Genomic DNA, 22310 nt, shown 5'->3' with positions numbered 1-22310 from the left:
GGTTCGGTGGGAACTCTTCCGCGGCCCCACCTCCCCCAATGCAGAACGGCGAACTTCCCCCGAGGGAAGCTCGCCGTCCGCTGGGTTCAACTGAGCCGATCAAGCGCCCTCACCGACCCGGAGAACCGGTCCAGCCGCCCGACCCGCCAGGTGCCTACTGGCGCCAGTAGTCGCAGAGGAAGGTCGCACCCGAGGCGCGGATCGACTGCGTACCGGGCTCGAAGGCGTTCACGTCGAAGCGCTGCAGACCGCTGCCGATCTCGAGCACGTCCACCGCGCCGGTGCCCTCGCTCGAGTTGGGGATCGCGAGGAAGACGAAGCGCGGGCTCACCGAGCGTCGCGGCCCCCCGCCGACCAGACTGACAACGGACTTGCTGTTGACCGGCGTCACGATGCCCGGCGAGAAGGTCGTGGTCAGGCCGGCAGTGCCGCCCAGGTTGACCATGTTGTCGAAGGCCAGGTCGACCGGAACGCCGGTCATGCCCCCCGAACCACCGGCACCGACCGAAGCGCGGACCTTGAATTCCAGGTCGCGCGACTGGACCGTCACGGCCGTCTGCGAGGTGACCAGCGGAAGGATACCGATGGCACCTTCCAGGTTGATCTGCGTCAGCGCACCACCGGATCCGACCACTTGACCGGTGACCGGATCGAGCTTGCCTTCGTGCAGCACGTAGAAGCCGTCGGTCAACAGCGGCGTGTCGATGAAGATGCCCTTGGGAGCGTTGAACTCCAGGGGCACCTGGCCGACCACGTTGTCCGCGCCGATGCCATTGATGCCGTCGGGACCCGACTCGTACACCGCGACGCGGTTGTTCCGCATCAGGATGAAGGCGAAGTAGACCCCCCGCGACATGCTGATGCCCGGGATCTGACGCTGCCCGATGCAGACCTCGAAGGGGCTGCTGAGGGAGGTGTTGAGAGTCTTGCGGACCTGCAGGGAGAAGGTGTTGATCACCGACACCGAGTTGCCCAGCTCGTTGCAGACGAGGATGTCCTCGTTGTCCGGCTGCCAGGCGATGCCGCTCGGACCCTTGCCGACCGGGATCGAAGCCACGACCTTGTGGAAGGTCGCCGACGACTTCGGGTCGATGTCGATCAGCGACACGATGTTCGCCGTCCGGTTGGTCACCGCCAGCAAGTCGGCGTTGGGCGACATGGCCATGCTGGTGGGATCCGGCAGCGAGATCCGGTCGATGACCGTGAAGCGGTTCGAGTTGATCACCACGACCTCGCTACTGACCCGATCGATCATGTAGAGGAAGTGGCCGACCTGCTGACGGATCTGGTAGGCCGAGCAGCTCGAGACCGACGCAGCCGGCAGGGAGGGGCCGACGAAGAAGGCGTTCTGCTCGGTGCCGAGCAGACCGCTGGGCGGGATGCCGTTCGCGGGGTTACCGAAGGGATCGCCCAGGGGCGGCAGCAGGTTCGAGAGGGTCAGACCCAGGGCGCCCGAGCCCGTGACCTCGACCGACGTCGGCTCTTGTCCGCCGATGAAGGGCGAAATGCACGGCGGCGGGAAGATCAGCGGCGGAGGGTTGGGGTGCGGAGCCCAGGCGATCAAGTTGCCGGCGCCCGGGGGCACCGAGCTGAACTGACCCGGCTGGGACGGCGACAAGCCGAAGTTGCCGACGACCGGCGTGGGCTGCTTGAGACCACTCGAGGCGCAGACGTTCGGGAAGCCGGCCTGGCAACCGAAGGGCGGCGGCCCGTTGTTGAAGTTCACGTCCAGGGGCTGGCCGATCGCCATGTCGCCGACCGAGTCGATCAGCGGCGGGCGAATCAGCTTGTCGTTCAGCGAGCTGTCGAGCGCCAGGGTGAAGACGCCCTGGGAGCCCCCGTTGAACGTGCAGGTCCCCGGCTGCAGCGGCGGCAGCAGCAGGTTGCCCTGGGTCTTGACGTTCGGGTTGTTCGGGAAGTTCGAGTTGCCCAGAACGATCGGGTTGAACTCGTCGTAGGTCGGGTTTCCGGTGCCACCACCGAAGCCGTTGAGGTCGATCACCGAGATACCGGGGACCGAACCCGTGCGGCCGATGTAGACCACGTCGGGCGCCACCGGTGCGTTGATCAGACCCGGACCCTGGCCTGTCTCGAAGAAGGTGTTCGCCGCCTGGGCGTTGACGTTCGCGGTCAGGTCACCGATCTGCTGGGTCGTGATCGAGATGTCGACGCGACTGAACGTGCCGCAGGAGGCGATCGTCGGACCGGTGCCCGGGAAGGAGAAGCCCGGGATCAGTTCGAAAGTCGTCAGGTCGAAGGGGCTGAAGGGCCGCACGGTGAAGGGCACCGTGGTCTTCGAAGCATCGGGACCGAAGGTCACCAGGACCGCGGAACCGACCCCGGCCGGCTGGCCGTTGTCGAGCGGACCGAGCGTGGTCGGCTGGATCGCCTCGGTGAGCTTGATCTTGATGCTGGTCTGCGGATCGACCTCGATCGCCCCGCCACCCGGCGTGATCTGCGGGAAGGAGCCCGCGCCGGAGAGGTCGATGCCCACCTCGGGCCGGATCTGGTCGATGCCCACCGTGCCGCTGGCCACGCCGACGCCCGTCGCCTGCAGGGCGTTGCCGGTCGTGCTGCGCACACCGACGCCGAGGGTCAGGGCGATCTGCAGCCCCGCCGGGAAGGTCTCGTAGGTCGACAGGTCGTCGTCCGAGTCCGCCACGATCACCAGCGTGTCGGCGCGCACCAGGTCGACGTCGCCAGGGAAGCTGCCGTCGGTCCCGGGGAAGCCGAAGCCCGGCTGCTCGCCCTCGACGTCCAGAGCGACCGGCTTGCCGGCGTCCTTGCCGACCCACTTGACGAAGCTGAGCGAACCGTCGCCGGCGCCCGTGTCGGCGGTGATGCCGCCCACGAATGCGCGCACCGAGATCGACTGCGACGTGGCCGTAGCCGGGTCGGTGGCGACGATCGAGACGCTACCGCTCAGGTCCGAGGTGATCGCCGAACCCGGCGCGAAGACCGAGTTCAGGTCGATCGGCTGGGTGAAGCGGGCATAGATGAAGTGGTTGCCCGGAGCCCCCGTCGGCAGGACCGGGTTCTCGTCCCAGGCCGTCACCGGCATGACCGGGTTGGTCGGCGTGACGTTGGCCATCAGGTCGCCGATCGAGCGGATCGCCAAGACTTGCTGGCTGGGCACGCCGTTCTCGAGTTTCAGCACTCGGTGCGGGAGCATGAGCCCGAAGCCGTTGCTGACCTCGAGGATCTGCATGTCCTTGGTCGCACTCGAACCGGACGAGCTTCCGCCGCCGCAGGCCCCGAGGAACAGGGCGGCCGAGCCGGCGAGGACCGCCAGCGAAATGGAGCGCGCGGGCGCGCCGAAGAGCTCGACGTGGGGATCGTTCATGACGGGTGCTCGATACAGGTCGAGTCGCATGTCGAAAGTGGGGATGTTGCGAGTCCGGGGCACCCCTCGCACCCGACCACGATTCGCGGCCGCCGTGGCCGATCGCCAGCGAGTGACGATGCGGACCGCGAGGACCGGGTCTTGGCTTCGATCCCGGTCGGATCGAGGGGCCAAGCGAATCGGATTGGGAACTCGGAGCGGAACCCAGCGGCGGGCTCCACCGGTAGGTGGATCGAACCCCGACTTCGTGCCGAGGTCCGGTCTGGAGAAGGGGCCGTCGCTGGATACAGGACAAGGGGCGTGCCAGCCCAGCGGCCATTGCGGGCCGAGGACCGATACGCGTGCCCAACTCCCTTTGGGGGAAGGAGTTGGAGTTGATTCTCAGTGAACGGGTCGCACCCTTCCGGGTCGCTTCGTTCCCGCCAGCGATGCGCGGGAGGCCGAAGAACCCATAGGGGCACAGGTGGGGTGTGCGTAGTCGCACGTCCGCGAGCGGGGTCAGGACGCGAACGCACCAGACCTCACCGGACCAAAGCGACGGAGCGGTCGGAGTTTAGCTGCCGCGACCGGCCCGGTCACCCCTCGCCCGAGTTCCTGTTTCTCGCATCCGCCCTGGCACCCGGACGGCTGCGATCGGCGTCCGGCCCCGCCCGAGCCGAAATGGCGTCCGGGGGCGAGGAGCCGGCCCATCCGCTGGCTACGATCGCCCCCCATGAGCCAATCAAGGGGCACCGAGGACGGCGGGCACCGCCGCGAGTGGACCCCGGCCCCCGCGGCGGGGTCCGCGGGTGAGGCCACTTCCCCGCCCGAGGGGCATTGGACCGACCCGGCCACGCTGCTCGGCGAGGGCGAGGAGGACTTCGGCCTGCGGCCCCGCAGCCTGGACGAATTCGTGGGTCAGCGGCGGGCCGTCGAGAACCTGCGCGTGGCCCTGCAGGCCGCCAAAGGCCGGGGTGAGAGTCCCGACCACCTGCTCCTGGCCGGCCCCCCGGGGCTGGGCAAGACCAGCCTGGCGCGGATCCTGGCGGCCGAGCTGGGGACCCACCTGCACGCCACCAGCGGGCCGGCCCTCGAACGCCCCAAGGACCTGGTCGGGATCCTGACCCAGCTGCAACGGGGCGACCTGCTCTTCATCGACGAGATCCACAGGGTCCCGGCGGGCGTGGAGGAGTACCTCTACGGCGCGATGGAGGACTTCCGGGTCGAGTTCACCCTCAACGAGGGGCCCCACGCCCGGGTCATCCCGCTCACCGTCGAGCGCTTCACCCTGGTCGGCGCAACCACCCGCGAGGGCCTGCTCAGCAGCCCCTTCCGGGCCCGCTTCGGCCTGCTCGAGCGCCTGGACCCCTACCCCACCGAGGATCTGGTTCGGATCCTCGAGCGCTCGGCGCGGCTCTTGGGCGTCGAGCTCGAGCCAGACGCAGCGACCCTCTTGGCCAGCCGCGCACGCGGCACACCGCGGGTCGCGAACCGCTTCCTGCGCCGCGTGCGCGACCTCGGCCAGGTCCGCCAGGAGCGCCGACTCAGCGCCACCCTGGCCGACGAGACCATGACCCGCATCGGGGTCGACGCCCACGGGCTCGAGGAACTCGACCGGCGCATCCTCCACGTGCTGGCCCGCAACGGCTCGACTCCGATCGGCCTCAAGACCCTGGCTGCGGCGGTGGGCGAGGCCGAGGACACCATCGAGGACGTCTTCGAGCCCCACCTGCTCAGGCTCGGGTTCCTGCACCGCACGGCCCGCGGTCGGGTCGCGACGGCGGACGGCTGCCGTGCCATTGGTGTCGAGCCTGACACCCAAGCGCCCGGGTCGGGCGGTACCGCGTCCCCGTGAGCGAGCGCAGATCGATCGCCGCGAGTGCGCTGGTGCTGCTCGCAGGACTGACCACCGGGGCGTGTATCGCCGGGAGCCTGAGCCCGCCCGGCGTCGGCTCGATCGTGCGTGCGGAGTCCGCCGTCCCGCCGGACCCCTGGAGCAGCACGCGTCGGGTCCCCCTGAGGATCTCAGACCTCGACGGGCGAGTCTCGGTCGCCCTCGAGTCGGGCGGCGAGCGCGTCGAGCTCTGGCGTCAGGGGTCCGCCGTCGACGGCAGCGATCTGCGTCGCGCGCCCTTCCACGTGCTCGAGCCCGCCCGCGGCAGCGACGGATGGCGCATCAACGGCCGCCTCTATCCGGGCCCCCTGTGCGTGGAGCCGGCGCCGAACGGTGGGTTACGCGTCACCGCGTGGCTCGACCTGGAGGACTACGTCGAAGGCGTCGTGGCGGCCGAGGTCGTGCTCTGGAGCGCGCCGCCGGCACTGCTCGAGGCCCAAGCCATCGCCGCGCGCTCCTACGCCGTTGCCAGTCTCGCTGACCGCGCGCGGCGGGGCCGCCCGACGCTGATCGACGGGGTGCTCGACCAGGCCTACCGGGGCACCTTCGAACCCGACGCCGCCGCCCGCAACCGGGGCATCGACCAGCGTCTGCGCGCGGCCATCGACAGTACGCGCGGCCAGGTCCTGTCCGTGGCCCGCCGGGTCGTCGACGCCCGGTTCCACGGAGCCTGTGGCGGAAGCACCGCTTCCTTCGTAGACGTCTTCGGCGCTCCCGTGGCCCCCGCCCAACTTCCACGGCCCTGCATCGGCTGCTCCACCGACGCCGCCGCGGCAATCGCCGCCTTGTCGCGCGGCGCTGCCGAGCTTCCGCCGGGGACCTCGGACCTCTACTGGGCCTACACCGCCACGCCTGCGGAGTTGGGTGCCTTGGCCGCGAAGGCCGGCGTCGGAGCGCAACTGCGCTTCCTCGAGCCCAGCAGGGTCGACGCGACGGGCCGCTGGTTGGGCGTAGCCCTGGTCGGCGACCGCGGTCGCAGCGAGATGTCGATGGTCGACCTGCGCCGCCAGATCGGCTGGTCGAAGGTCAAGAGCGGTCGCATTCACTCCACCTGGCCGCGCAGCGGCAGCTCGATCACCGGCGGCATGCGCCTCGACGGCTTCGGCTCCGGGCACGGGGTCGGACTCTGCCAACGGGGCGCGCGCGACCTGGCGGACGATGGCTGGACCTCGCGACGCATCCTCGCCCACTACTACGCCGGCGCTTCGATCGCCGACCTGTCGGCCTTGGACCCCCTTTGACCTTGAGCGACGACTTCTCCTACGAGCTGATCGCCACCTGCGCCGAGACCGGCGCGCGTCGCGGTCGCTTTCACACGCCCCACGGCCCGGTCGACACACCCGCCTTCATGCCGGTCGGCACCAAGGCCACGGTCAAGGGCATCACGCCGGATGTGCTCGAGGTGATCGGCTCGCAGATGGTGCTGGCCAACACCTACCACCTGCATCTGCGTCCGGGTGAGGACGTCGTGTCGGAGCTCGGCGGCCTGCACCGCTTCATGGGCTGGAACGGCCCGATCCTGACCGACTCCGGCGGCTTCCAGGTCTTCAGCCTGAAGCACCTGACCAAGGTCACCGAGCACGGTGCCGTCCTGCGTTCGGTGGTCGACGGCGATCCCGTGCTGCTCAACCCCGAATCGGTGATCGACATCGAGCGCGCCCTGGGCGCCGACGTGATCATGGCCTTCGACCACTGCCCCTCCGATCCGACCAACCGCGCGGAGGTGGAGGCCGCGACCGGCCGCACCCACCGCTGGCTCGATCGCTGCGTCGAGCACTTCCGCAGCCAGGACTCCCCGCACGGTCCCCAGGCCCTGTTCGGGATCTGCCAAGGGGGTGCCTTCGAAGACCTGCGGCGCCGGTCCGTGGACGCCGTCGTGGCCCACGACCTGCCCGGATACGCGATCGGCGGTGTTTCTGTCGGTGAGGATCGCGAGTCCGTGCGATCGGCCGTGGCGGCTGCTGCGCCCCACCTGCCAGCCGACAAGCCGCGCTACTTGATGGGAGTCGGAACCCCCCAGGACTTCTTCCTGGCGGTCTCCGAGGGGGTCGACCTGTTCGACTGCGTGACGCCCACGCGCCACGGCCGCAACCACCAGGCCTATACCCCCATCGGTCGGATCAACCTCCGCAACCAGCGTTGGGCCAGGGACGGAGCCCCCCTCGACGGGGACTGCGATTGTCCCGTGTGCCAGCGCTTCAGCCGCGCCTACATCCGACATCTGTGCACGACCGGCGAGATGCTGGCCGGGGTGCTGCTCAGCATCCACAACGTGCGCTACTTCCATCGCATGATGGAGCGCATGCGCGCCGCGATCGAGGGCGGCACCTTCGTGGCCCTGCGCGAAGAGATCCTGGGCGCAATCCAACGGACGACGGCCTAGCAGATCGTCTGCTCGGCCGCCTGTGCGGTCGGTGCTCGTCAGGTCGGCGCGACCGGCGAGCTGGCCGTCCCGCGTCGGACTGAGCGACTCAGCGTCGCGGCGTCGATCAGCGTCGGGGCGCTGCGAGGACCTCGATCCGCGTGGCGTCGACCTGGGCGACGCCCGGGGCATGACGGGCGTTGCCCAGCCCCTCGCCGCGCACGCCGACCTCGGCGCCCACGAACAGGTCGAGGTCGTAGCGACCGGCCCGGGAGACGAGCTCGGCTTGGATCTGACCCGCGCGCACGACCCGGTAGCTCACATCGCCGGACGCGGCACGGAACCGCTCCAACACCCCGCGCTGCTCGAATCGACCGTAGAAGGGATGGTTGGCCTCGATCTGACTCCAGACATCCTCTTGGCGACGCAGAAGGGCTTCGCGCTGCTGTTGGTCGCGCATGGCCAACTGCCCGTCGAGGCGCGCGACCTCGGCCAGGAGATCGACCTTCTCCAACTCGTTGCGAGTGGCGGTCTCGGTCACCGGATCGGGACCAAGGGCCAAGACGCCCTCCAGGGCCTGTCGCACGGCCCCCCAATCGGGGACCGGCTTCTCGCGCTCGGTCGACAGCAAGCGACGGGCACCGGCGAGAGCCTCACGGGCTCGATCCGGATCGGCTAGCGACGCATCCCGTACGGACGGCCGCGGCTCGACGGGGGCCGCGCCCTCGGCCACGGTCGCACGGGGATCGGCACCCGATGCGGCAGTGGAGGCCGGAGCCCCTACCGGGGCGCTCGTGTCGCCGCGGGCAATCGCGGCCTCGAGCAGAGCGGCCTCTGCGGCGCGCCACATGGCGGCGCCGTCCTCGTCGGCTCCGAGCGACTCGGTGCGCGATTCTTGGACCCAGACGCAGGCGCCCGGCGGGCTCCAGATCTTGACCCACGTGCGCGAGAGGTCGATTCCGTTCAGGCTCGCACCGGACTCGGTCTCGATCCCCGTCACCCGATCACCAGCCTGCAAGCGCTCGGAGAGCGGATAGCCGCCAGTGCCGGGCGTGGGCCGCATCAGGATCTGGTTCTCGGTAACCTCGAAGACGTCGGGAGTCGAGGTGGCCCGTAGATAGCGTCCGAAGACCCAGGCGGGAAAGCCCCCGGGGATGTCCACCTTGAGCCAGCCACCGCGCTCGTCGTAGACCGACAGGAGCCCCCCTCCGGAGACTTCCATGACCGGTACGCCCTTCACGTCGTAGATGTTGCGCGCCGTGGCCCCGCCCTCGCGGGCGCGGACGTAGCGCAAGATCGGCCGCACCGTTTCAGACTCGGCGCCTTCGGTCGTGGACGAGCCCCCCTGGGAGGCCCCCTGCTTGAAGGACACGGAGCCAATTGCGGCGATCGAGGACGACGAGCCCCCGGCGGGACCGGAGGTTGACGCACTTGCGGACGTCACCAGACCCAGACCCGCCATCAGTGCCAGCCCGGCCCACCTGGCCGCGCGCGCCCCGTCGACGGGGCGATTCGCGCGGAAGCAGCGGGAGGAGCCGTCGTCCCCGATCCCAGCTGCGCGGATCCCAGTAGCGCGGAGCAAGGCGGGCGAAGAGTGAACGAGAAGGCGGTCGAGGGGTCGGTCTTGGCGCATGGCGAGTGGGTCCGGGAGGACTGGTCGGGCGGCAATGCTACACGCCATCGCGAGGCGCTCCGCCCCCAATCCAGCCCCAGGGCGCGGTCGGCCCGAGGCCCCTCGCCGGACCGAGTCGCGAGGCCCCCCGATGCCCTTCCTCTGGCCCGCCCCCCACCCTCGGCGGCCCCGACCTGCTCGCCACGGCGGAGACGATCGCCCCAGCTCCGGCGGCGGGCGATGGACCCTTCGGGGACAGGGGCTACACTTCGCCCTCGAGTCGCCCTATTCCTCCTCCAGGGCGAATCCCATGCGTACCTACCTGCACTCCAAGATCCACAAGGCCCGGGTGACCGAGGCCAACCTCGACTACGTCGGCTCCGTCACCATTGACGAAGAGCTGATGGAGCTGGCCGATATCCAGGAGTTCGAGCAGATCCACATCGTCGACAACACCAACGGCGCCCGTCTGGTGACCTACGCCATTCGGGGCGAGCGCGGCTCGGGCGTGATCGGCATCAACGGCGCCGCCGCCCATTTGGTCAAGGCCGGCGACGAGGTCATTCTGATGACTTACAACCTGGCCGAGCGGCCTTCCGAGCCCCGCTGCATCTTGGTCGACGGCGACAACCGCTTCGTGCGGCACCTGGTCGAGAAGCCGCGCACGGTCCCGACGTTCTGAGCCAGCGCACGCCGGCGGGGACTCTCGCCGAGCGGATGGGGTCGAGAGCAGGGGAACGAACCTGAGCGCGCCGGGCGAGATGCCGGGGCGACAGTGACGAGAGCCCCAGTTGCGCGCTCATCGACGTCGACCTGCCCTGGCCACGACAGCGAGGACCACGGGCCGCAGCCCCATCCGACGTAGGGCTCGCGACGCCTCCCGTAGGGTCGAGCCGCTGGTCATGACGTCGTCGATGAGGATCGCGTCCGCACCCCTCCAGCGGCCGGCTCCACTCCAGGGTGGGATTCCGCGCCGCCCGGCGAAGGCGCCCCTGGTGTTTGCGGCGCGACTGGCTACACCCGGTGATCCCTGCGGCGGTGTCGCCCGGGTTCGACGCAAGAGTTCGGCGAACTCGAGGCCCAGCCCTTCCGCGACGCCATCCGCCAGAAGACGCGCCTGGTCGTAGCCGCGCTCCAACCGTCGCAAGGGGTGGAGCGGAATCGGTACCACGACTGCGGATCCAGTGGCCGACTGCCATCTGTATCCGGTCGACAGGATGCCAACGCTCGGCGTCGGTTCGTCGGCCCGGGAGGTGAGCCCACGCCCTGCCTGTCGGTTCGGGTCCGCGCCGAGGCCCGCACCGCTCCCGATCTCCGGCCGCCTCCTGTAGCTCAACTCTCGCGCGAGGCGCAGCCCCAGCGGACGGGCCAGGTCAGGTCTACGACCGTGCTTGAGCCCCAGGACCCACTCGCGCAGCACCTCGTCCGAATAGTCACCCAGGGCCACGACGGGCGCGGGGTAGCGCTCCCCCCGCCGGCAAGGCGAACACAACTCGCCGTCCGGCACCGCGCGCGGCAGTCCGGCCGCGCAGCGTCCACAGCTCGACCAACCCCGAGGATCCGGAAGCCGGTGATCCGCGCAGACATCACCCTGATCGAAACCGTCCAGATCGAAACCGCCCGCAAGGGCAAAGCCGCGCCCCCTGCGCCCTCCCCCTGCACCGCTCAGCTCAGGCCCCAACGCTCCCTTCGACCTTCCCCCAGTCGCCCTGCCACACACCAGGCAGCGTGGCGGGTAGAGCACGTCCACGAACTCTCGCAGCGTTTGCCGCCCGAGCTCCGCGCCGCGCCTTCGAATGGCGGTCAAGGTCCCCACACCCCACGAACGAGTGGGACGCGCGCCGGTTACATCCCTGTGAGCAAAATCCGCGCGGTCAGCTCAACTGAAGTCGTCGGCAGCCGCGACCGTCCGCGCGGTGGCTGCTCGGCGCCCGCCAGCGCTGTGGGCCTCGCGACGCGGCAGGTTCAGCCGCTGTCGCAGGCGTGCCACGTAGCTCTGCACCGTGTCTTCAGGCAGCATCTCCAGCCCGAACAGCTCGCCCACCTCACGCGCCAGCTTCGAGTCGGTCTCGATATCGGACTCGCGCTCGACCAGGTAGTCGCGGACGTAGCGACGGAAGAGCCGCTGGGACACCCACCACCCCCCGAGCTGCAACAACCCGACACCGACCACCAGCAAGCCGACCCAACCGATCGGGAACTCACCGGAGCCGTCGCCGACGACCGCCGCACCCACCGCGCCCTCGGACCCCGGGGTGTAGCGCCCCACCAACTGCAGTCCGAACCCGGCCAGGAGCAACCCGAAGCCGAGGGCGACCTGGACGCGGTGGAACACGTAGCCGCGGATCGACCCCAGCCGTTGGCGGGTCTGGCCGAAGTGCTCGGCCACCAGGTCGCGCGGGTGACGCAGCAGGATGGCGTTGGCGAGCAGGAAGCTGCCGGCGATCGAGAGGGTCAGGCCCAGCGCCGTCCAATCGACCTCCGACCAGCCACCCTCGACGACGGGTGGGCTCGCGAAGGCGGGCAGGCTGGCGAGGTCGACCATCGCGGCAAGGTAGGCGCACGAAGGACGACGCGCAAGCGGCGCCGCCCCGAGGCGATCAAGGCACCAGCCGAAGGTGGCGTTGGACCACCAGGATCGGGTTCCCCCGCATGGTCCGGGTGTGAACCGATCGCGATCCGCGCCCCTCGAAGTTGGCCGTCAGTCGATCGAGCCAACTCTCCTCGTGGTGGCGAAAGCGAGTCCCGTCGCCCGAATCGAACACGCCGAACTGACCGCAGTGGTCGGCGTCGCGCCGGTAGCGCGCCCGATTGCGCCGATCCGTCTGGAGCGGCAGGTCCGAGAGGAACAAGTGCCCGCCGGGCACCAGCACGCGCTCGATCTCGGCCATCACTGCGAGCTGCAGGTCATCGGCCGGAATACAGGTCAACACCGCATAGAGCAGCACCCCATCGACGCTGGAGTCGGCCAGGGGCAAGCGGTCCAGGGGCGCCTCGATCAGCTGGGCCGCGGGATGCTGCGCCCGGGCGCGGTCCAGCATGGCCGCGGACTGATCGACCCCGACCACATCGCGGTAGCCGAGGTCGATCAGCTCCCCCAGCAGACGACCGTAGCCACAGCCCAGGTCCACCAACCGCGCGCTGCGGGGTACCGCAGCGCTCAGGGCGCTCGCGTCGAGGGGATGGGAGAAGCGCGAGGACTCCGCGACGCGATCCCAGTACTCGACGGTGTTCGTCGTCACCCTGTCCATCGTCCTCGACCTCCTGGCCCAACAGCCGGATCTACCCCCTCGCGATCACTCCCACTCGGTCACTCCCACTCGATCGTCGCCGGCGGCTTCGAACTGATGTCGAGCACGACTCGGTTGATCCCGCGCACTTCGTTGATGATGCGGTTCGAGATGCGCTGCAGCAGTTCCTGGGGCAGGTAGGCCCAGTCGGCCGTCATCGCATCCTCGGACTGGACCACTCGCAAGGCGCAGCAGCTCTCGTAGGTCCGGGCGTCGCCCATCACGCCCACCGACTTGACCGGCAGGAGCACGGCGAAGTACTGCCACAGGCCCTCGTCGGCGCCCACGGCCTCGATCTCGGAGGTCACGATCGCGTCGGCCTCCTGGAGCAGACGCACGTTCTCCGGGGTGATTTCCCCCACGATCCGCACCGCGAGCCCGGGTCCCGGAAAGGGCTGCCGGTCCACCACGACGCTGGCCAGGCCGAGCTGCCGACCGATGGCCCGCACCTCGTCCTTGAACAGCTCCCGCAGGGGCTCGATCAGCTCCATCTCGAGGTCGTCAGGCAGGCCGCCGACGTTGTGGTGGCTCTTGATCACGTCGGTCGAGCCCCCGTGAGCGGCGATCGACTCGATCACGTCGGGGTAGAGCGTGCCCTGGCCGAGGAAGTTCGCCTGCTTGAAGCGCTTGGCTTCCTCGCGGAAGACCTCGACGAACTCGTGGCCGATGATCTTGCGCTTGCGCTCGGGGTCGGTGACCCCGGCCAGCTCGGCGAGGAACTTGGCCCCGGCGTCGACGACCGTCAGGTCCATCTGGAAGTGCTCGCCGAAGAGCGTCTCGACGACCTGTCGCTCGCCCTTCCGCAGCAGTCCGTTGTCCACGAAGATGCAGTGCAACCGGTCGCCGATGGCCTTGTGCAGGATCACCGCCGCCACCGAGCTGTCCACGCCACCGGAGAGGCCCAGCACGACTTCACCGTGCTCGCCGACCTGCTCGCGCACCCGCGCCACCTGCGCATCGACGATGCTGTCGGGCGACCAGTCGTCCTTGGCACCGCAGACCGCATGGATGAAGTTGTCGATCACTTCGCGGCCGCGGACCGTGTGCGTCACCTCGGGGTGGAACTGGATCCCGAAGAACCCGCGCTCCGGATCCCCGACCGCAGCGAACGGGCAGTTCTCGCTCGTGGCATAGGTTCGGAAGCCCTCGGGCAACTCGGCGACCTGGTCCCCGTGACTCATCCAAACGACGGTATGACCGTCGAGACCGCGGAACAGGGCCTCGGGCTCGGCCACGGCGATGGACGTGCGACCGAACTCGCGCGCGTTGGCCGGCAGGACCTCACCGCCCAGGGTCTGCGTCATCCACTGCATCCCGTAGCAGATGCCGAGCACGGGGACGCCGAGCTCGAGCAACTCGGTAGGGATCTGCGGAGCGTCGGAGGCGTAGACCGAGGCCGGACCACCCGAGAGCACGATGCCCTTCAGGTTCATGCGCGCGGCAGTCTCGAGCGCCAGGGACGGCGGCGCGATCTCGCTCCACACGTTGGCCTCGCGCACGCGGCGCGCGATCAGTTGGGCGTACTGCGCGCCCAGGTCGACGACCAGAATCCCATCGGGAGCGGTCGCCGGGACCGCAGACGCGGTCTCGATACTCTTCGTTTCGGGCATCACTCGTGGTGGTAGTTCGGTGATTCCTTGGTGATCGTCACGTCGTGCGGATGGCTCTCCCGCATGCCGGCGGCCGTCACACGGGTGAAGCGCGCGCGATCCCAGAAGGAGGGGATCGTCGCCGCCCCGGAATAGCCCATTCCAGCGCGGATACCGCCCACCATCTGGTAGACGAAGGCGGACAGGTGGCCCTTGTAAGGCACCATGCCCTCGATGCCCTCGGGCACCAGTTTCTGGGTGTCGGTCACGTTGCCCTGGCGGTAGCGCTCCTTCGATCCCTCCACCATGGCTCCGAGTGATCCCATGCCGCGCACGGTCTTGAAGGTGCGGCCCTTGTAGAGGATCTGCTCGCCCGGGCTCTCCTCGGTGCCCGCGAACAGACTCCCGAGCATGATGCAGGACGCGCCCGCGGCCAGGGCCTTGCCAGCGTCACCCGAGAAGCGAATGCCGCCGTCGGCGATGATCGGCACGTCGGACTCGCCGATAGCCGCACGCACGTCCAGGATCGCCGAGAGCTGTGGAACGCCGACGCCCGCGACCACCCGCGTGGTGCAGATCGAGCCGGGTCCGATGCCGACCTTGACGCCGTCCGCCCCGGCCTCGACCAGGGCCACCGCCGCCTCGCCGGTCGCGACGTTGCCGGCGACCACGTCGACCGAGAACTTCGACTTCAGCCAACGCACGCTCTCGAGCACGTTGCTGGAATGACCGTGGGCCGTGTCCACCACCAGCACGTCGACCCCGGCCTCCACCAGGCCCTCGGCGCGCTCCTGATCGCGCGGACCGATGGCCGCGCCGACGATCAGTCGCCCGCGGGCGTCGGTCGCGCTGCTGGGGAAGGCCTCGAGCATGTCGACGTCCTTCATGGTGATCAGGCCGTTCAGGCGACCCTCACCGTCGACGATGATCAGCTTCTCGACCTTGTGCCGGAAGAGCATGTCCCGGGCCTCGTCGAGGGACGTGCCGGGGGGCGCGGTGACCAGGTTCTCGTGGGTCATCACCTCGCGCACCGGCGTGTCGTCCGAGGTCTCGAAACGGCAGTCGCGACTGGTCAGGATGCCGATCACGCGCCGTTCGGTGTCAACCACCGGCAGGCCCGAGATGTTGAAGGTGGCCATGGCCTTGCGGGCCTCGGCCATGGTGGCGTTCTCGGCCAGGGTGACGGGGTCTTCGATGATCCCGTTGGCCGACCGCTTGACCTTGTCGACTTCGCGGATCTGACGCTCGATCGGGAGGTTCCGGTGGATCACACCCAAGCCTCCTTCGCGCGCCAGGGCCACCGCCAATCGCCATTCGGTGACCGTATCCATGGCCGCCGACGAGATCGGGATAGCCAACGAAACGTTGCGCGAAAAGCGCGTGCGCACATCCACGTCCGTGGGCAGGACGTCGGAATGACGCGGGACGAGGAGGACGTCGTCGAAGGTGAGACCTTCGGGGAACTCGAGGACCATGGGCGGCGGCCGAACCCGGTCTGGGGCTGGACCGGGAGCAGTGGGACGGACGGACGGGCGAAGGGGGCTGCCGCGACGGTCGGAGCGGGAGGCGGCCGTCTGGCGCGGGCAGCGGGTCCTGTGGGCGTGCCGGCGGCGCGGACCGCCGCGGGCCCCCTGGCTCCGCTGTGGAGCGCCGACCGGGCGCCCTGGTCCACGGGTCCGTGGACTGCGAGGCGGGGAGAGATCGGCAGGGGCCGTGGACGGCGCGTCGCCGTCGGATGAAGCCCGGGAGTCTAGCCCCCAGCGGTCGCGGGGATCCACGCCCAGCACGTCCAAACGGCGGCCTGCGGCCGGCCCCCCGCTCGATGTCGGTACCGGGCGAGCCCAACCATCCTCCGCGGAGCGGCGAGAGCCCCCGGCCAGGGCTCGGCCTGCGACCGTCCGACGGGCAAGCGGACCGGCCGCAGCTCCTGTTCCCCACCGGATACTGAATCCGGCAACGAGCTGCATCGCGCGCAGCCGGCGAGAGGCATGGACAAGTTCGCCGGGGCCTCGGGATTCGAACCATGAGCCTCGGGAAGGCGGCCCGCCGGGTCTCGGCCCGGATTTCGGCGCAGTCCCTCGAGAAGGACCGATCGCCCCCGCGCCGACCGAAGCTCGCCACCACCCCCTGGCCACTAAAAAGGGCCCGAACAAGCCACCGAAGTGCCTTGCCCGGGCCCCAGAAGAAGGAGGAGATAGAAAGGGTATCGTGAGTCGCGCCTCCCGGGCTGGAGTCGACTCCGGTTTCCCGCGCAGGTTGCGTCGATCTTGGGAGGATCCGGGGGATTTTCGGCCTCCAGTGGCCCTCAGGGCCCCTTCCGATGGGGTGCTCGACCTGCTCCGGCAGTCTCCTGATTCGGAAATCGAGGGTCGGGAGAGGGACTGGCAGACCCTCCCCGCTCCCCGGCGCCCCCCTCCCCAGGGGGTGGTGCTCGTCAGCCCCGGCCTCGCCGGCTATGGTCCGCGCCATGGCCCCCGGCCCCCTGGCGCTGCACGTCTTCCCGAGCTTCGAGACCGGTGGAGCCCAACTCCGCACGGCGCGCGTGATCGGGGGTCTCGACGCTCGACTGCGGCACGCGATCCTGCCCCTCGATGGGTGTACGGATGCGCGACAGTTCCTGCCCGCCGAGCGCGAAGTCGAGTTCATCGAGCCGCCCACGCGCGCGGGTACCGTCGCTACGGCGCGAGCCCTCGTGAGTCTGCTCCGCGCGCGTCGGCCCGACCTGCTCTGCACCTACAACTGGGGCTCGACCGACGCAGCCATTGCCGGGCAACTCGCGGGTGGGCTGCCCCACGTGCACCACGAGGATGGATTCGGTCGCGAGGAGCTCGCCAGACCGCTCAGACGCCGCTCGATCTGGCGCCGCATCGTGCTCTCGAGTGCCAGCGCCTTGATCGTGCCCTCGCGCCGCTTGGAGCAAGTGGCCCTCGAGAACTGGCGCTTCCCGCGCCGTCGGGTCCAGCTGGTGCCCAACGGTGTCGACCTGCCCAACTACCACCCCGCCGACGGCAATCCGGCATTGCGACGCGAACTCGGCATCGGGCGCGATGCGCCGGTCCTGGGGTCGGTCGGCGGACTGCGGCCCGAGAAGAACTTCGGGCGCTTGGTCGAGGTCTTCGCGAGCCTTCCGCCCGAGTTGGGAGCGCACCTGGTCCTCGTCGGCGACGGCGTCGAGCGCGAGGTCCTCGAGACCCGCGCCCGCCGTGGCCCCGGTGGCGATCGCTGCCACTTCGTCGGGCTGGTTCGCGACCCGCGGCCCTACTACTCGCTGTTCGACCTCTTCGCCCTGACCTCGGACACCGAGCAGATGCCCCTAGCCCTGGTCGAAGCCATGGCGAGCTCCCTGCCTGCGATCGCCTCGGACGTGGGCGACGTGCGCGCGATCCTGCCCCCCGGCTCGCAGGAGCGCATCGTCGCACCCACGGCGCCCGACGCGGTCGAGCGCTTGGCCGCGGCCGCCGCGACCCTCCTCGGGTCGCCGCAAATGCGCCGGGCCCAGGGGGCGGAGAATCGGGCGCGGGTCGAAGAGCGCTACTCCCTCGCGGGCATGCTGAAACGTTACTCCGAGCTCTATGGAGCGGCCCTGGGGCCTGTGAAGGCGGCCGCAGCCGGCTTAAGGTAGGCGGTTCGACCCAAGGCTCGCCGACTCCCGGGATCGCCGCCCCAAGACGCCCCCAGCCCATGACCACCCAGTCCCTCGAACGCGTGGACCTCGACGTCCTCAACCGGATCGCCGATCGAGCCTTCGCGCAGATGATCGCGATGATCCACATCGCGAACAATCGCAAGGACAAGCAGCCGGGTGATCCCAAGGTCGGCGGGCATCCGGCGGCCTGCGCCAGTTGCTTCCACCTGCTCGGCGCCCTGCACCTGGTGGTGCGTGAGGTCGACGACTTCGTGGCCTGCAAGCCCCACGCCTCGCCGATCGACCACGCCTACCACAACCTGCTGCGGCTCTTCCGCCGTCAGGACGGGACCTGGCTCACGGACGAGGACGGCAAGGCGGCCATGGAGCGCCTGCGCAAGTTCGCGGAAGCCGGGCAGTCGGACGTGTTCCAGAGCTACCACGCCAAGACCGACCCTGACTCCTTCCACTTCCTGCCCTCGGGCACGGTCGGGATCCCGCCGGTCAACTCGATCTACTTGGCCCTGGCCCACCGCTTCGCCGCGGACCACGGCCACGAAGTCCCCAAGCACGCCCACTTCTGGTCGCTCATGGGCGACTCGGAGTTCCGCGAGGGCTCGCTGCTCGAGGCCATGCCCGAAGCGGCCGAGCGCGAGCTGGGGAACGTGACCTGGATCATCGACTACAACCGCCAGAGCCTCGACGGCACGCGCATCACCAACGAGGGCGGCACGGACCTCAAGGACTGCGACCGCATCGAGCGCACCGCCCTGGCCAACGGTTGGAAAGTGATCCAACTGCGACACGGGCGCTACCGTCAGGAGCTCTTCGAGCTCGAGGGCGGTGGCGAGTTGCGCCGCGTGATCGAGCACGACCTGACCGATTACGAGTTCCAGCTGCTGCTGTTCCGCCGCGACGCCGCGCAGACGCGCTCGATGATCGGCGCGAAGTCGGCGGAGGCCGGCAAGCTGCTCGAGAGTCTGAGTGACGAGGAGGTGCTGCGCGCGATCGGCGACGTGGGTGCTCACGACATGGAGGTCGTGATCGAGGCTCTGGAGCAATCGCGCACCGAGCCCGAAGTGCCGTACCTGATCATCGCGCACACGATCAAGGGCTGGGGTCTGGAGTGCTTCGCCGATCCGGCCAACCACTCGAGCCTGCCTTCGAAGCAGGAGGTGACCGAGATCCTCGAGCGCAACGGCCTGTCGTGGGACGACCCCTTCGCCCACTTCGACGAGGGCAGCGACGAGGCCGCCTTCCTGGCCGAGCGCCAGGAGCGCTTCCGCGACGGGATCGAAGACCGCACCGATCGCGCCCGTCGCCAGCGCGACGGCTATCGCCAGCGCGCCGACGACGCCGGCGGCACCCCGGAGACCCTGGCCATCGACCTGTCGATGTTCCCCATGGTCCACACCCAGCAGATGTGGGGTCAGTTGGCCGCCAAGCTGATCCGCATCGGCACCCACGGCCAGGGCGGGGCGCCCCTGGGCGGCGCGGCGTCCGCGGAGAAGGAGCTGACCGAGTTCGAGGCCCGCTGGCAGCCCGCTGCCGAGCTGTTCATGACCCTCTCCCCCGACGTGGGCACGAGCACGAACATCGCGCCGACGATGAACTCGCGCATCTACGGCCCCGGTGGAGAGGTCGCCGATGGAGACGACTCGGGCAACGCTGACTCGCACGACAACGAGTTCAAGGCCCGCCACCCCGAACTGGCCACCCGTGCACAGGCTTTCACACGCCACGTGCGCTTCGAGATCGCGGAAGCCAACGCGATGAGCGCCGCGGGGTCGTTCGGAATGATGGGCAAGCTGACCGGCGTGCCGCTGATGCCGGTCATGACGGTCTACGACTTCTTCCTCAAGCGCGCCCTCGACCAGCTCTACTACAACCTCTACTGGGGTGCGGAGTTCGTGATCATCGGCACGCCCAGCGGCGTGACCCTTTCGCCCGAGGGTGCCCAGCACTCCTGGAAGTCCGACATCCAGATGCCGAACCTGATCGCCTGGGAGCCGTTCTACGCGGTCGAGGTCGATTGGATCCTGTCGGACGCCATCGCGAGGCAGATCGAGGAGCGCAACGAGGGGCGCTCGGGCGTGCTGATCCGCGGGGTCACGCGGGCGCTGAAGCAGAGCGAGATGCTCGAGCACCTGCGCCGCCACGCGAATCACAAGGCCCAGCTCCCTGCCGGCGTCACCCTGACGCCGTCGGACTCCGAGCTCCTGGACCAGGGCACCGACGAGGCCAGTCTGCAGGCCAAGCCCGACAGCGAGATCCTCGAGTCGGTCCGCCGTGCCTGCCTGGCCGGCGCCTACTACTTGATCGACTGGCGCGGCTACGCCGGCTACGAGCCCGGTGACAACGTGGTGCAGTTGTTCAGCATGGGATCGGTCACCACCGAGGCCGTGGAAGCCAGCCGCAGGCTGCTCGAGCGCGGTATCTACGCCAACGTGATCGTGGTCACCTCGCCCGACCTCCTGTGCGGGATCCTGGCTGACCAAGAGGACTACCGTCACCTGCGCGTGGAGCTCGGCATCGACGGCGACCTGCACCTGTCCACCGCCGAGGTCGTGGCCGAGGCCGAGTTGATCGGGCTCGCCGGTCGGCGCGTGCCGATCGTGGCCGTGTGCGACGGCGAGGCCGGACTGCTCGACAACTTGGGTTCGATCGTCGGTGTGCGCCAGGTGACCTGTGCGGTGCGCCGCTTCAGCAAGTGCGGTCGCCCCGACCAGGTGTACACCTACCAGCACCTCGACGCCGACGCGTTGTTCGACGCCTGCGGGCGCGTGCTGGCCGAGACGGCCCTCGAGAACATCGTCGTCTCCGAGTCCCTGCGCGCTCGCCTGGCCAATGGAGAGAGCGGGGGTCCGCGCCCCCACTGGCGCGAGTTGTGGCCCGCCGGTCAGGGCGACAGTTGAGCGCAGCAGGCGACGAGGCTCGGCGACGCCGCACCCAGGAGGTCGCCGACCTCGTGGGCGACGGCGATTGGACCAGCGCCGAGCCCCAACCCCACCGCGGTCAATCGGACGACCCGCCGGCCTTCCCGCCCTTCGAGCGCACCGACTCCCGACGGGTCTACGACTCGCCCTGGTGCGGCCTGCGCCAGGACTTCATCCGCCTCCCGAATGGTCACGAGCAGGACTACCACGTCTTCGAGGTGACCAACGCCGTGGCGGTGCTGCCGGTGCTCGAGGACGGTTCGTTCCTGATGGTCTGGCAGTACCGCTACCCCAGCGGCCGCAGCCACTGGGAAATCCCCGCCGGCCGTATCCACGGCGGCGAGGACCCGGCCCTGGCCGCCGCCCGCGAGTTGCGCGAGGAGGCCGGCTGCGAGGCCCGCGAGATGGTGCGCCTGCCGGGCTTCTTCCCGACCAACGGGATCAGCGCCCACTACGCCCACGCGTTCTTGGCCCTCGGCTGTCGCCAGGTTGGCGACCTACAACTCGACGCCGCCGAGCGACTGGTCCTGCGCCGTTTCGAGCGCGCCGAAGTCGAGCGACGCCTGTACGCGGGCGTCTTCGCCGACGGTTTCACCGCCCTGACCCTCTTCTACGCCCTCGCGCACCTGGACCGTTGAGCGCGACATCCCCACGCCACCGACCACCGAGCCCCGAAGCATGAAGCGCAAACCGACCAAGGCTGGCCCCAAGCCGCTTTCGATCGCGATCGGCGTCGCGGTGGTCGCGACCGGCGTCTACCTGGCCTTCGACCCGGACGCGAAACGCCCCGCGGGCGACGCCCAGAGTCTGTTGTCCTGGATGATCGAGAAGCCGCGTGGCCCCCAGAACGAACTCGTCGAGGACGCGAACCGCTTCGATGAGTTCTTCACTCCCGTGCACGTGGGACCCGAGCTCCAGGACATGACCCTCGGCGCCGACCTGCTCGGCGCGGTCGTGGACGGAGCGACGCTGACCTTTGGCCCGGGCGTGTTCCGGGTCGACCTCTCGGCGCTCCTGGCGACCCCCGACCGGCCCGCGGCCGACCTCACCGTGCAGGGTGCCGGCAAGGACGAGACCCTGCTGCTGCTCTCTGACCTGCGCGCCAACGCTGCCATCGAACGCCTGACCCTGCGCGACTGCACGATCGACACCGAGGGCCACGACCTGTTCAGCTACAGCCACGGCTGCGGGACCATGACCATCGCCGACGCGCGGGTCGTCGGCTTCGATCACGAAGCCGAGGAGGCGGCCGTGTTTCACATGCCCTGCGGCATGTTGCGGGTCAGCGACACCGAGTTCCTCGGCGGCTTCGGACCTGCCCCCGGCTCGGGCGCCATCTTCTCGGTGCTCTCCGGCGCGCTCATGGCGCGCTTTGATCGCTGCACCTTCCGGGACACCTACTTCAGCTCCGCGAAGTTGCGTACCAGCTTCACCCTGCACTTCCAGGACTGCCACTTCGAATCCAGCCTGGACCACCCCAGCGAGACCGTGGCGGGCTTCGCGGGCATCACGCTGGTCGGCACCAGCGTCGAGCCGCGGCCGCCGGGGCGCGATCAGGTCGAGCAGCGCTCGATCGACGAGCTGTTCCCGGACTGGCAGACGCGCGCGATCCACTGAATCGCGCTGCGACCGCGAACACGCCGCAGCGTCGCCGCCCGCGATCGACTCTGAGCGCGGCGG

General features: G+C 69.6%; 15 protein-coding genes. 8 read left to right on the top strand and 7 right to left on the bottom strand.

Annotation, left to right across the window (positions count from 1 at the left end):
- Positions 1-154: 154 nt before the first annotated feature.
- The gene (locus Pla133_RS10360) at positions 155-3343 is read right to left on the bottom strand and encodes a YncE family protein (protein ID WP_145064868.1); all 3189 of its coding nucleotides are present in this window, start codon (positions 3341-3343) and stop codon (positions 155-157) included.
- A 712-nt stretch (positions 3344-4055) separates the two neighbouring features.
- Here Pla133_RS10360 and ruvB point away from each other — a divergent pair.
- Genes ruvB through tgt form a run of 3 tightly spaced genes read left to right on the top strand, consistent with a single transcriptional unit; the run spans position 4056 to position 7599 of the window.
- Positions 4056-5177 (top strand): Holliday junction branch migration DNA helicase RuvB, encoded by a 1122-nt coding sequence (gene ruvB / locus Pla133_RS10355; protein WP_145064866.1) that lies wholly within the window; start codon positions 4056-4058, stop codon positions 5175-5177.
- Positions 5174-6457 (top strand): SpoIID/LytB domain-containing protein, encoded by a 1284-nt coding sequence (locus Pla133_RS10350; RefSeq protein ID WP_145064864.1) that lies wholly within the window; start codon positions 5174-5176, stop codon positions 6455-6457. The genes ruvB and Pla133_RS10350 overlap by 4 nt, the downstream gene beginning before the upstream one ends.
- Positions 6458-6459: 2 nt before the next feature.
- On the top strand, positions 6460-7599 hold the full coding sequence (gene tgt, locus Pla133_RS10345) for a tRNA guanosine(34) transglycosylase Tgt (RefSeq protein WP_145064862.1): 1140 nt from the start codon (positions 6460-6462) through the stop codon (positions 7597-7599).
- Positions 7600-7705: 106 nt separating this feature from the next.
- Here tgt and Pla133_RS10340 read toward each other — a convergent pair whose 3' ends face one another.
- Positions 7706-8950 carry an SH3 domain-containing protein gene (locus Pla133_RS10340; protein WP_145064860.1) on the bottom strand — a complete coding sequence of 415 codons (1245 nt, stop codon included), beginning with the start codon at positions 8948-8950 and terminating at the stop codon, positions 7706-7708.
- Positions 8951-9500: 550 nt separating this feature from the next.
- Here Pla133_RS10340 and panD point away from each other — a divergent pair.
- Positions 9501-9872 (top strand): aspartate 1-decarboxylase, encoded by a 372-nt coding sequence (gene panD / locus Pla133_RS10335; RefSeq protein ID WP_145064858.1) that lies wholly within the window; start codon positions 9501-9503, stop codon positions 9870-9872.
- 117 nt (positions 9873-9989) lie between these two features.
- Here the strand turns inward: panD and Pla133_RS26160 are convergent, their stop codons facing one another.
- From Pla133_RS26160 to guaB, 5 genes are all read right to left on the bottom strand, one after another.
- The gene (locus tag Pla133_RS26160) at positions 9990-10361 is read right to left on the bottom strand and encodes a ComF family protein (RefSeq protein WP_419192442.1); all 372 of its coding nucleotides are present in this window, start codon (positions 10359-10361) and stop codon (positions 9990-9992) included.
- A gap of 708 nt (positions 10362-11069) precedes the next feature.
- The gene (locus Pla133_RS10325; protein ID WP_145064854.1) at positions 11070-11735 is read right to left on the bottom strand and encodes a hypothetical protein; all 666 of its coding nucleotides are present in this window, start codon (positions 11733-11735) and stop codon (positions 11070-11072) included.
- Positions 11736-11790: 55 nt separating this feature from the next.
- Positions 11791-12432, bottom strand: coding sequence for a class I SAM-dependent methyltransferase (locus tag Pla133_RS10320; RefSeq protein ID WP_419192338.1), 642 nt, complete (start codon positions 12430-12432; stop codon positions 11791-11793).
- A 68-nt stretch (positions 12433-12500) separates the two neighbouring features.
- Positions 12501-14090 (bottom strand): glutamine-hydrolyzing GMP synthase, encoded by a 1590-nt coding sequence (gene guaA, locus Pla133_RS10315; RefSeq protein ID WP_145064850.1) that lies wholly within the window; start codon positions 14088-14090, stop codon positions 12501-12503.
- The gene (guaB, locus tag Pla133_RS10310; RefSeq protein WP_145064848.1) at positions 14090-15544 is read right to left on the bottom strand and encodes an IMP dehydrogenase; all 1455 of its coding nucleotides are present in this window, start codon (positions 15542-15544) and stop codon (positions 14090-14092) included. Before guaB ends, guaA begins: the two co-directional genes overlap by 1 nt.
- A 992-nt stretch (positions 15545-16536) precedes the next feature.
- Here guaB and Pla133_RS10305 point away from each other — a divergent pair.
- The 4 genes from Pla133_RS10305 to Pla133_RS10290 are packed head-to-tail and all read left to right on the top strand — an operon-like array spanning position 16537 to position 22247.
- Entirely contained in the window at positions 16537-17691 is a 1155-nt protein-coding gene (locus Pla133_RS10305; RefSeq protein ID WP_419192337.1) for a glycosyltransferase, read from the top strand.
- Positions 17692-17750: 59 nt separating this feature from the next.
- The gene (locus Pla133_RS10300; RefSeq protein ID WP_145064844.1) at positions 17751-20609 is read left to right on the top strand and encodes a pyruvate dehydrogenase; all 2859 of its coding nucleotides are present in this window, start codon (positions 17751-17753) and stop codon (positions 20607-20609) included.
- Positions 20606-21268, top strand: a complete 663-nt coding sequence (locus Pla133_RS10295) for an NUDIX hydrolase (RefSeq protein WP_145064842.1) — start codon at positions 20606-20608, stop codon at positions 21266-21268. The genes Pla133_RS10300 and Pla133_RS10295 overlap by 4 nt, the downstream gene beginning before the upstream one ends.
- 40 nt (positions 21269-21308) lie before the next feature.
- Complete coding sequence (locus tag Pla133_RS10290) at positions 21309-22247, top strand: hypothetical protein (RefSeq protein WP_145064840.1); 939 nt, start codon at positions 21309-21311, stop codon at positions 22245-22247.
- The last annotated feature ends 63 nt before the right edge of the window (positions 22248-22310 follow it).

The organism is Engelhardtia mirabilis, from assembly GCF_007748095.1.
GTDB lineage: Bacteria > Planctomycetota > UBA1135 > UBA1135.
Note: the sequence above shows the minus strand (reverse complement) of the source record. Positions and strands in the feature narration are given on the sequence as shown.